Genomic DNA, 13,867 nt, shown 5'->3' with positions numbered 1-13,867 from the left:
CAGGAAAAAAGTTCAGTGAAACTTCAACTCCCTCACCTCTCAAATCCGCATAAAATCAAAAACTTAAAAATTACAACAATATGGAAGCAAAGGTATTATCGGAAGCAAAAGTTTATGTAGGCACTTACGCCAAGTATAACAACGGTTCATTGTCCGGCGCATGGCTCGACCTTTCGGACTATTCGGACAAGGAAGAATTTTACGAAGCCTGCCGGGAACTTCACAAGGACGAGGAAGATGCGGAATATATGTTTCAGGACTGGGAGAACGTGCCGGAGGGCTTAATCGGCGAAAGCTGGATTTCTGAAAACTTCTTTGCCCTGCGTGATGCGGTAGAGGATTTGGACGACACCGAGCAGGAAGCCTTTTTCGTGTGGTGCAACTACAAAAGCCATGATTTGAGCGAGGAAGATGCGGACGACCTTATACGTGATTTCCGGGACGAGTATCGGGGACAATATGACGATGAAGAAGATTTCGCCTATGAAATTATCGAGGAATGTTACGACCTGCCGGAGTTCGCAAAGACCTATTTCGATTATGAAAAGTTCGCCCGTGACCTGTTTATGTGCGATTACTGGTTTGATGACGGTTTTGTGTTCCGTGCGGCATAACAACCAATTCGGGCGGGGTGTCAAAGCCCTGCCCGCTAAAAACAACCAAGCGATGAAACGTAAAAGCATTTATAAAATCCTTTGGCGGGTGTTGCTGTTCTGCCTTGCATGGCGGTTCACCAGCGTAGCCGGAGCAGGCACGGCGATAACGGCGTATATCGTATTTCGTGCCACCTGTTTCCTGCTCCGTGTCTGCCTTTCAGCCGTTTATGCGCTGGGCGTGGCTCTGCTTTTCCTGTCGTTGCTTTTCTTACTGATATTATAACCATAAAAAATAGAACATCATGCAGTCACTTAACAAAAACGGGGTAAGCATTACCCAAACACCGGGAGAAGAAAAGTTCGTGAAATGCCGTTTAGGGGCTTTCAGGGGACAGGTTTATTTTCAATATGACTACCGCCACACGGACGGCGAACTTTTCAGCACGGTAGCCAAAACGCTGGACGAGTGCCGCCGCAGGCGTGACGGGTGGATAGCGAAGAAGAACGGAGTAATAAATAAGTAAGTTTTGAGGACATGAAAACGACAGAAGTAAACAAAGAGCTAATCGGCAGGCGTTGCGAGTGCATTTTTACGGGCTTAATGGTAACGGGGGGTATTGAGGACATCCAAGACGACCAGCATTCTACAGCAGTCAAAGTCCGTTTCGACCACCCGCACCAGTGGGGCAATGATTTGTATAATGATGTGTGGGCGTGGGGGCGTAAAACTGACGAGTTCGGCACGTTGCACCATTTGCAACTGTTGGAGGACAAACCGGATTTTCAGATAATGACGGTAGTTTTCGGCGAGCCAATCAGCCAAATAGACCGCAGTGTTTTTGAAGATGTTGCAACGTGGGGTGTCTGTTCCCTGCAAGGCTGGGTAAACAGTTATGAAAGTGTCCGGTTTGTAGCCATAAACGACCATACGGCGGTCATAACGGGCGAATACAACATGGAACAGGTAAAGGTGTGGTTAGAGAAATACACGTCCATAAAGAGCCTTAAAACCAGTTGATAGATAACGGCGGCTGTTTGCCGCCGTTACTTTCTTCCGTGAGTGCCGAGAAAGGAAAATAGCAAAGAAACTTTATAATTAGAAATAAAAATATTATTTTTGCAAAAGATTTAAAATAAGAAAGTTATGAGCGTTATATTGAAAGTTGATGAGAAAGTAAAATCGGTTATTGATACACTTCAAGAAGATTATTCTGAAGATGATTTTTATACCCGGTTTGTGGAAATGTACCCTGAAGATTATGAAAAATGTAGAAAGAAATTTTTAGCTCAAGAACGTAAAACGAAACCGGGAAAGACGCATCCAATGCAAAATCCTGAAAAACACATCAAGAATGCGCTAAGGTCTTATCTTAGCAGGAATAAAGGAAATTAACTTATTATTCAATAGCCCACTAAAATGCCAGTGGGCTATTGAATATACTTTTACAACTTCACATATCAATTCTTTATTAATTCTGATGAATACCCACATAATCATTCCGGTTCTTCATCCTTGCCGTTGTCATTATTAAATGATAGTGTAAGTTGCTGCATCTGTCCGAAGCTGTCAATTACATAAATGTCTATCGTCTGCTGGTCTGTCGATGCCGATGTGTAGTAGAGCCTGAACGTTTCTTTCTCCAGCGGGTACAGGTCATTGGGCAGGAACACCGTACCGTTATCCATTTCCAGCTTCCCTTTGCCGTCCGGCTGGAAATACCGTATCTGATAGGTAGTCGGCTGGTAATAGCCGCCACGCACCAGTTGGCAGCGTATTTCGGCGGTTTCCCCGACTTTCAGCCTTTTGGGTACTGGCAGCGTTTCGATGCTGAACGGGTACGCCTGCTGAATATCCAAGTTGTCATTACAGGCGGTAGCAAGCACGAGGGCGGCCACGATGTAGCAGCCCATGATGATTTTATACATTACATTCTTCATATTACATTATTATATAGCGGTCAGTTGATAATGAATTTCAGTCCCAAAGATACCTGCGTGTGGAATTTGCCTATGTCCGAGCCGAACAACGCCCGTTCCCTTGCGTTCAGCAGCAGAGCCACCCGGTCGGTCAGGTAGGCTTCCAGTTCCAGCGTCAGCGCACCCCCGTAAATGAAGCAGTCCTTATCAAGCAGCGTAGAGCCGTCCGGCAGCAGCTTTTCGCTGCGGTTGCTTGTTTCATACCCGGCGAGTGCCGACAGTCCCAGCGAAAGGAAAAAGGTCTTGCGCCTGTCCGAGAGGAATTTCAGGTAATAGCCGCCCTCTGCGGTGAACTGTTCTACAGGTATCTGCATATCCTTGTAGTCATACTTCTTGTGCAGGTATTCCCCGCCAATCACCCAGCGGTTTGCGTTCTTGGTGTAAACGCTGTACGCCGCCCCGATGTGGTAGGCGAAATCACTGCCAGCGTTCCAATGCACCCCGTCCGCCATGCCCGCCGTCACCTGCAAGCCTTTCATGCCCGGCAGGTATCTTTGTGCGTGTGCCTGAAACGAGGTCAGGCACAGCGCAAAGAGTATTCCGATAAATAGAAACCGTTTCATCCCTATTTGATTTTAAGTTCGTTAATCACTTCTGCGTTCACAATGTCGGCGTTCTCCACCCGGATAACCTGATGCCGCCCGCCGTTCTTCTCGTAGACTTCCACCAACAGCAGCTTGTCGTCAGGAATGGTGAACTTCGGTAGGGCGTACACCGTGCGCACGGTCGTTTTCCCGGCAATCTCTATCACCTCGTTGTAGCTGCGTACCGCATCCAGCACCGTTTCCTGAATAGCCGTGCGCTTGGGTACTTTCTTATCGACTATCTTAAACTTGATGAAGTCGGTATCGAAAGGCACGTTGGAACTGTTCTTTGTCTGCGTGTGTACGTAGAGCATCCCGTTATAGGTGTAAATCCCCTTGATTAAGAACTGTATGCCGAAACGCTTGCTACCCAAATGGCGCACTTTCCGGTCATTGTTCTTGTAGATGCTCTGCATTATCAGCTTCACCAACAGCGGGCTTTCATTACCTAATTCCCGGAAATAGATGTTCATGCGGGTATGTGAGAAGTCGGACGTATCTTCATTTTCCAAGAAGTCTTTCATTTCGATGTTGAGCATTTCCGGTTCACGTGCATATTTGGCGTTGAACGAAAAGAAACTTCCGTCCTCGCAAATGACGGAGAAGTTCGTTTCTCCCGGAAAACCCTCTGTCGTGGCTTTTACTCGGATTACGTTCTCCGCACCGTCCGCCTTTCCCGCTATGATATGGTTGCTTCCCAAATCGACATATCGGACGGCGGCGGGGAAGATGATATGCACCGTCTTGGCAAAGGTCACTTCCACGCCGTAGGGCGTTACCATTTGACGGTACGGGAGTTTCCGGGTAATTCCCCGGTACAAGTCGTTGCCAGCCGCATACTTCACGGTGTCGGTTTCCTGTGCGTTTGCCGCACACACGCCCAGCAAGAGGGCGAACAATACAAAAATCTGTTTCATCGTTAATTGAAATTTTAGTGGTTGATAAAATGGTTATTGTTGTTTGGCGTAAAGCATGACTTTATAGCCTGCTTTCAGCTTCACTTTCACGGTTCGGAACTTCTTGGCGAGATAGCCGGACGTTCCTTGCAGCAACCCCCTTGTCACGTCCATAGCCACCTGCTGCCCGGCACTCCGTGCAAAGGAAATGCTTGTGCCCAGTCCGCTGCCGATATTCGCCATAGCTTCGTTGAATGCTTCCTGCTCCATAGAGGACGGTACGGAAAGCCCCTTTTGCCCGTCCGTATCGAACACGGCGAGTTCCACCGGGATGATGTTGCCCGCATACTCAATCGAGGACACCAGTATGTCGAGCCGTTCGCCCTGCACCTTTGCCGTTCCCGCCACAAGGGTATTCTTCGGCACGACTATGTTTCCCGCCTGCATGGGTTCGAGCAGCCGGAGTTTCACCGCCTGCCCGTCCGTCAGGGTTTGGTCTTGGTGGATGCAGGCGGCTACCGTGTTCTTTCCCATAGCGTAGCCCGTGCCTACCGCCGTGTTGAAGCCGTAGTTTCGTGGCTGGCTGTAAGTCCGGATGAAGTCGGCATCGCTCATGGGCTGCTGCAATCCCGATACGGTCGTTTCCCGGATTGCCTGCACCGCCACCACATCCGGCTTGCGGTCAATGCCGCCCGTTACCGGGACTTGTGCGACTTGTCCCTGCCCGCTGTTCATGTACTTTGCCGCCAGTTCGTAAGACTTTTCCAAGAGTGTCATTTGGTCGTCAGCCGTAGGCGTGGCGTTCTGCTGTTGTTGTAGTCTGTCGGTCAGTTCCGCCACCTGCCGCTTCAAGTCCTCTTTTTCCTCGTCCACAGGGGGCGTTTCGTAGAACGTGCTTAACTGGCGGTTGATGTCCCGGTAAGCGTTTGCCGAAGAAACACCGCCGCCCCTTTGGGGATGCACATCTTCTTCTGGCATCAGGTCGATTTCCGCTTGCGGTTCTTCCGTTTCATCGTCCCCCGTGAAACCGAAGTCCTGCAAGGATTGTATCTTGTCCTGTTGTTTGCGGCTTATCATCGCTTGTTCGTATGCCTTTTGCTTGTCGGCTATAATCTCGTCCTCTGCGGGCAGGGGTATGTCGGCGTTGAAGCCGCCCACGCTTTCCATGTTCACGTCCTCTTTGCCGGAGGGGGCGAATATCAGGTACATGCACCCGGCAAAGGCAAGGAACATCAGCGGGAAGACTATCATTTTCCTGCGCTGCTGTACCTGTTGGGGTGTCAGTTCCCGTTTGGGCTTCTTTTCCTTTTCAGGCTTCCCGTCCGTCTGCGGCACGGTCGTGCCGTTCTCATTCTTCTGTACTTCTTCCATGTTCCGGTCTGTTTAAGGGGTTGATACTGTTGATTGTGTCATTGCCTTGCAATGACAGTTGTTTGATATGTTCTATTTGCAGCCGCCTGCCGTCCCGTTTCCCGATATTGTATATTGATGAAACGGTGATGTAGATAGACAAGCCGCCGAAAAAGAAGAACATCACGAGGATAACCGCCAGCCTTTTGCCCGGCGTAATCCGTCCGCACATTCGGCGCAGTCGGTCGTCCGCCCAGTCCTGCACCTTTTCGATGTAATTTCGTTTTCTCTCCATAAGGCTATCTCTTGACGGTTTGCAAATCCTTGTTCTCGGTAATGGTGAACGCTTCGATGATGAAGCCGTGCGGGTTGTTGTCGCTCCGTGTGGCATTGAGCAACCGGCACGAGGTCACAAGGCTTCTGACCGTCAGGCTGCTTTCCCGGACAATCAACTGGCGGGCATACGTGTTCACCTTGTAGGGGTACTGGTCGAAGTCGCACTTCACGCTGTCAATCTCCACCGTCTGCGTGACGTTTCCGGAAATCACCCGGTTGTAGTAGCCCTTTTCCGCCAAGTCCTTGTAATAGTTGAAAGCGGTCTTATCGGCGAGGAACAGCGAGCGTTTGATGTTGCTTTCGATAGCCCCCTTGTCGGGCGATAACGTGAAGAAAAGTTCGTGGAAACGCCGCACGTGCGATTTGGCTTCAACGGGTCTGTTCTGTGCCATGTCCTGCGAGAGTGCCAGCATCAGGCTTTTGCCGTTGTCGAGGACGTATATCTTCTGCCGCTGCTTTTCGGCGAAGCTGTACGAGTTCCACACGGCAAAGCCCGTCACCAGTGCGCACAGGCAGATGAATACCAGTGCAAAGAGCCGGATTTGCCGGAAACTCGTTTCGATGTTCGTTAATGATTTAAATTCCATTTTCTTGTATGTTCTAAATAATGTTTTTAAAATCTTTCTATTGCAACCCCTTTGTCAAGGCAGCTACCAAGAGGTTGTCAAAGTAGCTACCAAGTGACGGTCAAGGTAGCTACCGAGTGGAAACCGTCTTATTTGAGTAGTTTCCCGGCTACTTTCCCGGTTGCCGCACCCGTCACAGCCCCGGCGATTGCCCCTGCCCTTGTAACGTTGCGGCTGTAAGCCGATGTACCGCCAGCAGATACCACCCAGCCAGCCACCGAGGGAATGGTGAAGTAACCCACGATGCCGATTATCATAAAGATTACATACACGGTGCTGCTCCCGTCAGGAATGAAATTCGGGTCTGAAAGTTCCTGAATGTCCTTTTGGAGCATCAGCGTTTGTATGCGTGCCAGCACGCTGCTGAACAAGTCCGATACGGGCAACCACAGGTAAATGGAGATATAGCGTGAAATCCACTGGGTCAGCGTGCTTTGGAAACCGTCATAGACGGAAATCGCAAACGCCAGCGGACCCAGTATCGAAAGCACAATCAGGAAAAACGTGCGCAGCGTGTCTATAATCAGCCCCGCCGCCTGAAAGAGCATTTCCAACAATTCCCTGAACCAGTCCCGGACGGACTTCTTGATATTGTAAGCCGCCCTGTCCATGTACATACCCGTCATAGTCACCATGTCGGAGGGCGACCAGCCCAGTTCTTCCAGTTGTCGGTCAAATTCCTCGTCCGATGCGAGGTAAGCCGTTTCGGGGCTTCGCATCAGGGCTTCATATTCCAGTCGGTCTTTCTGCGCCCGGTACTCGTTCATGTCGAAAGTCTGCGTTTCCATAAGCTGGTTGCACCCTTTCACCACTGGCGACAGCACCGTGTTGATAGTCCCCAACACGAAAGTTGGAAAAAACATGATGCACAGCCCCAGCGCAAAAGGGCGCAGGAGCGGGTACACGTCTATGGGTTCGGCACGTGCGAGCGACTGCCACACTTTGGCGGCTACATAGAACAGCGCACCCAGCCCGGCTATCCCTTTGGCTACCCCCGTCATGTTGCTGCACAAGGGCATCATTTCATCGTACAGCACCCGCAACACTTGGTGCAGGTTGTCAAAATCCACTGCTGCTAATAACATAGGCATACCGATTTATATGTTACCAGTAGCGTTCATCCGCCGAGCCGTAGAGAGCCAGCACCCGGTCGGTGTCGTTTTTCTTCTTTGCCCGCAGGTAGGACACGGATATGTTCTTGCGGGTGTAGTAGTTCACGAGGTTGCGGTAGTTAAGCAAACTTCGATAAGCGTTGTCGATGATTGCCAGCCGTTCGGCATCCGTCAGCGACATACCCGTGATGTTCACTACATTTTTCAAGTCCTGCAACACGTCCGAGCTTTCCGACATCAGTTTGGCATAGCCGAACGATATTGCGGAAAGTTCGTCAGGCGTGAAATTCGGGTCTGCCAGCATGTTTTGGAAGTTGCGCACGTAGATTTCGGAGATTTCCGCCACCAGTTCAATGGACTTCTTCACCTTGACACCGCCCTTTACCACGTCATGCACCGCTTTGAGCGCATCGTAATATTTTTTACCCTGCTGGAAAATCTTCTGCGCTTCCATGAAGCCGTCCAGCGTGTTCTTGGCAGTGGTGGAAGTCTGCACTATCTGCTTGGTGGTGTTGATGATACCCTGTGCCAAGTTGCCGGGGTCTGACACCACCCACTGTGCGGATGCCTTGCCGATGAAGCAAAGGCATACCGCCATAAGGAGAATTGTTTTCTTCATGTTCCTAATTTTTAAGTTGTTGATGATTGGGGATTACGTTTGCTTTCCGCAAGCCGCTTGATAGCCAGTTCAAGGTTGCCGCCCAGCTTCTCGGCGAGGGCGAACAGTTCCATTTTCTCGCTTTCCTCTGTCGTGAACGTGTAATATTCTTCCAACGAAACTTCCGTGGCATATACCGCCGACTGCGTGCCGCCCAGCGAGAAGAAAACTTCCTTGTACTTCCGTCCGGGGTGGTTCGCCATGTTGATAGACAATATTTGCGAACGCTCCTTGTCGGTCAGTCCGAGCAGGTTTTGTATGCTGTCGAACTTGTTGAGATATTTTCGCTGGTCTAACAGGATTTTGCAATCGGAGTTGTTGATGATACTCTCTTTCACTATGGGCGAGGAAATAATATCTTCCACTTCCTGCGTTACCACAATCGCTTCCCCGAAATACTTCCTGACGGTTTTGTACAAATATTTTATGTAGTCCGCCATGTTTGCCGATGCAATCGCTTTCCACGCTTCCTCGATTAGTATTAACTTTCTTATACCCTTTAACTTGCGCATCTTGTTGATGAACGCTTCCATGATGATGATAGTCGTTATCGGGAATAAAATCTTGTGGTCTTTGATATTATCCAATTCAAAGACAATGAAGCGTTTATGCAGCAAATCCAGCTCCTTGTCGGAGTTCAGCAGGTAGTCGTATTCACCGCCACGATAGTACGGTTCAAGCACGTTCAGGAAATTGTCAATGTCAAAATCCTTTTCCCTGACGTTCTTCTGTTCAAGGTGTCGGCGGTAATCATCCCGGACAAACTCGTAGAACGTGTTGAAACAGGGCGTTACCGATTTGTCCCCCGTGATACGTTCGATATAGGCACTTACCGCATTGGACAACGCCACTTCTTCCGACCGCTTGGGGGCTTCATCGTCCCGCTTCCATAAAGTAAGGATAAGCGTCTTGATACTCTCTTTCTTCTCGATGTCAAATACCCCGTCTTCGACATAGAACGGGTTGAACGCTATCGGGTTCTCGTTGGTGTAGGTGAAATAAATCCCGTCCTCGCCGTGCGTGCGGTTGTGGATAAGCTGGGACAGCCCCAAGTAACTGTTACCCGTATCTACTAATAGCACGTGCGCACCCTGCTCGTAATACTGGCGCACCATGTGGTTGGTGAAGAAAGACTTCCCGCTACCACTCGGCCCAAGTATAAACTTGTTGCGGTTGGTGGTGATGCCTTTCTTCATGGGCAAATCCGATATGTCGATGTGCAGCGGGCGACCGCTTACCCTGTCCACCATTTTGATGCCGAACGGCGAAAGCGAACTCTTGTAGTTCGTTTCTTCCACGAACAGGCAGAGAGCCTGCCCCAAGAACGTGTAGAAACTTTCCTCTGCGGGGAAATCCGCCTCGTTGCCGGGTATGCCCGCCCAAAAGAGCGTTGGCGTATCGACCGTGTTGTGGCGTGGCTTGCACTCCATTAGTGCAAGCTGGCTTCCCACATCGTTGCGTATGCGTTTGAGTTCTTCCCGGTCATCGCTCCATGCCATGACGTTGCAGTGGCAACGCACCGAGATAAGCCCCTTGCTATGCGCTTCGTTCAGGTACTCGTCTATCCACTCCTTGTTCACTTGGTTGGCACGGGAGTAGCGGGAGAGCGATTGCATATTCCGGGCGGTCTGCTCGAAGTTCTTCAGGTTTTCGGCGTGGTCGTCTATGAAGATGAACTGGTTATAGACGTGGTTACACGACAATAGCACGCCCACCGGAGCGGCGAATGATAGTCGGCAGTCGCTCCGGTCAGTGGACAGCTTCTCAAATCGGCAGTCCGTCCCGACCTTTCCGGGCAAATCTTCCACGTCCGAAAGCGTGTGCAGGCACAGTATATCGTCCCCGACACGCATTTCTTCCGGGTACAGCCCGATGTCTTTCAGGCAGGTAGTGTCGGTTTGCGAGAGCGAGAAGTATTTCTCGATGATGCCCGCCTTTCCGTCCTGCCCGGTGATTTCCGATGCCGCCAGCCGGGTAAGCGTGACAAACCCGCTGTCGTTCATGATGCGCTCGAACTGCCCGACCGCTTCGATGAACTTTGCCGCCGCTTCCTTGTCGGCTATCTCCTGCGGGACAATCCTGCCCCGGCAGAGGGTGGAGAAGTCGCTCTGTCGGCGGCTTCTCTCCCTTGTCGTTTTCGTCAGGAACAGGTAGCAGTAATGGTTCAGGAACGGGCGTTCATTGAAGTGCCGTTCAAAACTCCGGGACAGGAAACTAAGCTCGTCCCTTTCCGTGTCGGGCTGGTAGTTCTCCTTGATGAAGAAGTCCTGCTTGTGTACTATGGAGTAGTCGGGCAGCACCTTTATTGCCTTGTACCATGCCGAATGTATGGCTTCGTACTCGGCACTGGTGACGGTGAACAGTTCGGGCAGTTCCACGCTGAAAGCCACCGTTATGTCTGCATCTTTTGAAATGATGCAGCCGTTCTCCACCGCCAAAAGTGGAAATTTCCTTTCCAGCGTGGTAGCCTTTAATGTATTCCTCATGTTCTTTCTTCCTTTCTTCTTTTGTGGTTGAACAGCCGGGGTATCGCCTTTCGGCTGATAATGAAGCGTGGGTGTCTTTTGCGTGCGGCTGCTTTCATCAGCCCGTGCGTGCCGTACCGTGCGTTGAGCCGGAACGTCTGCCACACGAGCAGCAGCGAAGCCGACACGATGAAACCGATACATAGCCACTGGTTCACGCCTGCCATGAACAGGACGATGAACACCACGAAGACGGCGAGCAAGCCGCCGCAAAAGATAAAGAGGTACTGGCTTTTTAACCGTAGGCTAAGTACCCGGCGCCTTGTCGTATTACTACGGTAGGTTTCCAAGAACTCGCCTCCGAACCGTACGTACACGTCTCCATGTATACGGCTCTCCATTAACATATTCAGTCTATCCACCATGATGTATCTTTTTATGGCAAGGGATACAGACAGCCAATGTCTTCCTCCGACGTCCAATCATTTGGATTTCCCAAGGCTTTTTGCCTTTCAGGTCTTTGAGTTTTTTGACATGATGGATTTCAATATTCCCTTCTGAACCGCATAATTCACATTTACTCGCTTTCAACCGTTCCGTAAGACTGGTATAAGCTGTATTGTAAATTGTGTTTGCCAGATTATCACAATTTGATACTGTTGCGGTGGTTTTACGCTTAAAGCTACCGTTGAAGAAAACTCTCATTTTCCTTTCCCCTTTCTTATTTTCATAGAATACTGCAAAATCCTTGTTATAGCGGTATTTGGCTATGATTCTGCGAACAGATATACGGTACTTTTTTGCAAAAGTCTTATACATACTGTATTGCATGATATATTTGAAAGAGTTAAGATGTGAACTGTTATTAGCAATAGAATAGTAGTTTGTAAAACCTCCTATTTCTGCATTGTAAGCGTCCAATATCTCAAGGTCGTCATTATGAAGCACCTTTGACCTGCTAATCGGTTTCCATTTCTCTTTATTTTCAATTTGATGAATTCTCATCACTTCGTAATAGAGAAGTTTTTTCTTCATAGCTTCCATTGGCATTTCTAATACTACCTTTTTACCATACACTTTAATCAGATTTCCAGATTTCTCACCTCTTTTGGTCATATCAGAGAACTTCCGAACATAGATTTCATATCCGAGGAATTTAGCATGTTCATTACCATGTGTTATCAAAGTTTTTTTCTCTGAAAGGGTAAGTTTCAGCTTATCATAGAGGAAGTTTTTAATATCCTCTTTGATTGTTTCGCTGTCTGCTTTACTCCCAATGACACCGATAATAAAATCATCCGCATATCTCACATACTTAATCCTTTTGTAATTCTCGTCCATCTCATCGACAGAGGGTATCAATCTTTTTTTCTGAATACATCTTATCGCTGTAATCAGTTCTTTCCGAGTAACTTCATTCTCGGTTTTCTTTAGCTTTGTGCCAAGCCACCAAATTTTTCCGGAATATCTTTTGTACTCTGGGTTCATTTTCCGTTTTATGCCTTTATCAAACTTTTCGGCATATTCTTTCATATACTTATCCAGTTTATCCAAGTATATATTAGCCAGAATCGGACTAATAATACCTCCTTGTGGTGTTCCGCTGTACGTTTTATGAAAGACCCAATCTTCGATATATCCAGCTTTTAAGAACTTTCTAATCAACCGAATAAAACGTTCATCAGCGATACGTTCTTTGAGGATTCCAATAAGTACATCATGGTTGATGTTATCGAAAAATCCCTCAATATCGCCTTCGACAAACCATTTGGTTGCAGTGAAGTTTTTCTGTACTTGTATTAACGCAGTATGGCAACTTCGTCTGGGTCTAAAGCCGTGAGATGTATTTTCAAAATATTCTTCGTACATTGCTTCTAACATCATTCTAATTACCTCTTGCACTAATTTATCATCGAAAGATGGTATTCCGAGAGGACGTAGTTTCCCGTTCTTCTTTGGAATATACGTTCTTCTCGCCGGATTTGGTTGGTACGATTCGTTTTTAAGCGCACCAATCAATTTTTCAATACGTTTAAGGCTCATTCCGTCGATTGTATTACCGTCGGAACCTGCCGTCATATTTCCGGGCTTACTCTGTATATTATTGTAAGCCAGCAGAAACATGTCTGCATTGTAAAGAACCCTGTAGAGCCGTTCAAATCTATAATCCGAACATTTGCTATGCTCTGAAAGACTGTTTAATACTTTTTCTGGACTTCTCATGTCTCTCACATTTTCCGTTAATTGTATTAAAGATGTTAACTGCTTCCCTTCGCCATGTACGAGGCTTTCCCTCGCTCGGACTACTACGGAAGCTCCGTTACCGTGCCGGATATTCAGAAGCTAAACTTCATAGCCTTTCGGCATTCCGGTTTAGGTAATCCCCGTTTAGCTCTATGGCAACATAGCTTTGATAGATTGTCGGATACGACTTTCGTCCTTTACTGCTTATTGCAGTCGCGCTGTAACCTGTTCTGCTTCCAATTCTCAAAGGAGGAACTAAAAGTGTTACAGTATGGCGTTAATAACTACCTTCCGCCACAGTTCCGAGTTATACCGCTTGGACTATCGTTCAATCAATCCAGACTTTATCCTCATATCTATCGTTTCATCTCCTGATTCAGTCGCATATTGGTAGTTATATGACTTATCAGTTTATCGGCATGCTACACTCCCTGTCCGGTTTCCCTTTCAGATAAGCCGATTGATGATAGGCTATCGAACACTCGCCTAACGTCTTGCTATTGACGTATTTGCCAAAGAACCTCTACGGGCGCACCCTTGAACTCCACCGGCTTCCCGATACCCCTGTTTACCGGATATTCAGACATAGCCGTTGGTTTAGAGGAAGAACGACCGCAGGATAGTGGCGGCGACAATTAAAAAGATGCACGCCCCGAACCAACTGGCGGCAGTCTTTGAGGTGTCGGGGTCGCCGCTCGAAAATTTGTTATATACTTTTACCCCTCCAATCAAGCCGCAGACCGCCCCGATTGCGTACACCAGTTTTGTTCCGGGGTCGAAATACCCTGTGATTAGGTTCGTGGCTTCGGTGATGCCCGCCTGCCCGTTGCCCTGTGCGTAGGCACTTACCGCAGCGGCAAGGATAGCCGCCGACAAAAAGATTTTCTTTCTCATTGTGATTTGTTTTTTATGCCGGGCGGCGGGTGGGAAGTCCGCCTTTCCCGGCTGGTGAATAATTTGAAATTTTAGTGGTCGGGGATAGTCCCGTTTGTCTGTTTGGTTTTCAGGTTGCCAATCAACCGT

The 13,867-nt window shown here is 48.6% G+C and carries 17 protein-coding genes; 5 read left to right on the top strand and 12 right to left on the bottom strand.

Going from position 1 to position 13,867, the window contains the following annotated elements:
• Nucleotides 1-80 precede the first annotated feature (80 nt).
• The 5 genes from AB5443_RS02690 to AB5443_RS02670 all read left to right on the top strand — a co-directional run bounded on the left by AB5443_RS02690 (nucleotide 81) and on the right by AB5443_RS02670 (nucleotide 1,989).
• Nucleotides 81-614 (top strand): antirestriction protein ArdA, encoded by a 534-nt coding sequence (locus AB5443_RS02690; RefSeq protein WP_368113174.1) that lies wholly within the window; start codon nucleotides 81-83, stop codon nucleotides 612-614.
• A 52-nt stretch (nucleotides 615-666) separates the two neighbouring features.
• Nucleotides 667-879, top strand: coding sequence for a hypothetical protein (locus AB5443_RS02685; protein WP_195449626.1), 213 nt, complete (start codon nucleotides 667-669; stop codon nucleotides 877-879).
• A 19-nt stretch (nucleotides 880-898) separates the two neighbouring features.
• Nucleotides 899-1,120: a DUF3873 domain-containing protein gene (locus tag AB5443_RS02680; RefSeq protein ID WP_100263219.1), complete on the top strand. Its 222-nt coding sequence runs from the start codon at nucleotides 899-901 to the stop codon at nucleotides 1,118-1,120.
• 11 nt (nucleotides 1,121-1,131) lie between these two features.
• Nucleotides 1,132-1,614, top strand: a complete 483-nt coding sequence (locus tag AB5443_RS02675; protein ID WP_368113172.1) for a hypothetical protein — start codon at nucleotides 1,132-1,134, stop codon at nucleotides 1,612-1,614.
• 126 nt (nucleotides 1,615-1,740) lie between these two features.
• Nucleotides 1,741-1,989 (top strand): hypothetical protein, encoded by a 249-nt coding sequence (locus AB5443_RS02670; protein ID WP_368113170.1) that lies wholly within the window; start codon nucleotides 1,741-1,743, stop codon nucleotides 1,987-1,989.
• 101 nt (nucleotides 1,990-2,090) lie between these two features.
• Here AB5443_RS02670 and AB5443_RS02665 read toward each other — a convergent pair whose 3' ends face one another.
• The 12 genes from AB5443_RS02665 to AB5443_RS02610 all read right to left on the bottom strand — a co-directional run bounded on the left by AB5443_RS02665 (nucleotide 2,091) and on the right by AB5443_RS02610 (nucleotide 13,738).
• Complete coding sequence (locus AB5443_RS02665) at nucleotides 2,091-2,534, bottom strand: DUF3872 domain-containing protein (protein WP_368113168.1); 444 nt, start codon at nucleotides 2,532-2,534, stop codon at nucleotides 2,091-2,093.
• A gap of 20 nt (nucleotides 2,535-2,554) precedes the next feature.
• Nucleotides 2,555-3,136 carry a conjugal transfer protein TraO gene (locus AB5443_RS02660; protein ID WP_368113166.1) on the bottom strand — a complete coding sequence of 194 codons (582 nt, stop codon included), beginning with the start codon at nucleotides 3,134-3,136 and terminating at the stop codon, nucleotides 2,555-2,557.
• Between the two features lie 2 nt (nucleotides 3,137-3,138).
• Nucleotides 3,139-4,074, bottom strand: coding sequence for a conjugative transposon protein TraN (gene traN / locus AB5443_RS02655; protein ID WP_368113165.1), 936 nt, complete (start codon nucleotides 4,072-4,074; stop codon nucleotides 3,139-3,141).
• Between the two features lie 33 nt (nucleotides 4,075-4,107).
• Nucleotides 4,108-5,424, bottom strand: coding sequence for a conjugative transposon protein TraM (gene traM, locus AB5443_RS02650; RefSeq protein ID WP_368113163.1), 1,317 nt, complete (start codon nucleotides 5,422-5,424; stop codon nucleotides 4,108-4,110).
• Entirely contained in the window at nucleotides 5,402-5,698 is a 297-nt protein-coding gene (locus tag AB5443_RS02645; protein ID WP_368113161.1) for a TraL conjugative transposon family protein, read from the bottom strand. Before AB5443_RS02645 ends, traM begins: the two co-directional genes overlap by 23 nt.
• Nucleotides 5,699-5,702: 4 nt before the next feature.
• Nucleotides 5,703-6,326, bottom strand: coding sequence for a conjugative transposon protein TraK (traK, locus tag AB5443_RS02640; RefSeq protein ID WP_004309966.1), 624 nt, complete (start codon nucleotides 6,324-6,326; stop codon nucleotides 5,703-5,705).
• 128 nt (nucleotides 6,327-6,454) lie between these two features.
• Nucleotides 6,455-7,450 (bottom strand): conjugative transposon protein TraJ, encoded by a 996-nt coding sequence (gene traJ / locus AB5443_RS02635; protein ID WP_016278348.1) that lies wholly within the window; start codon nucleotides 7,448-7,450, stop codon nucleotides 6,455-6,457.
• A gap of 19 nt (nucleotides 7,451-7,469) precedes the next feature.
• Nucleotides 7,470-8,096 carry a DUF4141 domain-containing protein gene (locus AB5443_RS02630; protein WP_007653045.1) on the bottom strand — a complete coding sequence of 209 codons (627 nt, stop codon included), beginning with the start codon at nucleotides 8,094-8,096 and terminating at the stop codon, nucleotides 7,470-7,472.
• 11 nt (nucleotides 8,097-8,107) lie between these two features.
• Entirely contained in the window at nucleotides 8,108-10,621 is a 2,514-nt protein-coding gene (locus AB5443_RS02625; RefSeq protein ID WP_368113159.1) for a TraG family conjugative transposon ATPase, read from the bottom strand.
• The gene (locus tag AB5443_RS02620) at nucleotides 10,618-11,025 is read right to left on the bottom strand and encodes a DUF4133 domain-containing protein (protein ID WP_368113157.1); all 408 of its coding nucleotides are present in this window, start codon (nucleotides 11,023-11,025) and stop codon (nucleotides 10,618-10,620) included. The genes AB5443_RS02625 and AB5443_RS02620 overlap by 4 nt, the downstream gene beginning before the upstream one ends.
• Nucleotides 11,015-12,823, bottom strand: coding sequence for a reverse transcriptase domain-containing protein (locus AB5443_RS02615; protein ID WP_368113156.1), 1,809 nt, complete (start codon nucleotides 12,821-12,823; stop codon nucleotides 11,015-11,017). The genes AB5443_RS02620 and AB5443_RS02615 overlap by 11 nt, the downstream gene beginning before the upstream one ends.
• A 618-nt stretch (nucleotides 12,824-13,441) precedes the next feature.
• Nucleotides 13,442-13,738 carry a DUF4134 domain-containing protein gene (locus AB5443_RS02610; RefSeq protein ID WP_004309970.1) on the bottom strand — a complete coding sequence of 99 codons (297 nt, stop codon included), beginning with the start codon at nucleotides 13,736-13,738 and terminating at the stop codon, nucleotides 13,442-13,444.
• Nucleotides 13,739-13,867: the final 129 nt, after the last annotated feature.

Source organism: Bacteroides sp. RTP21281st1_H5_RTP21281_210402 (genome assembly GCF_040918965.1).
GTDB lineage: Bacteria > Bacteroidota > Bacteroidia > Bacteroidales > Bacteroidaceae > Bacteroides > Bacteroides congonensis.
Note: the sequence above shows the minus strand (reverse complement) of the source record. Positions and strands in the feature narration are given on the sequence as shown.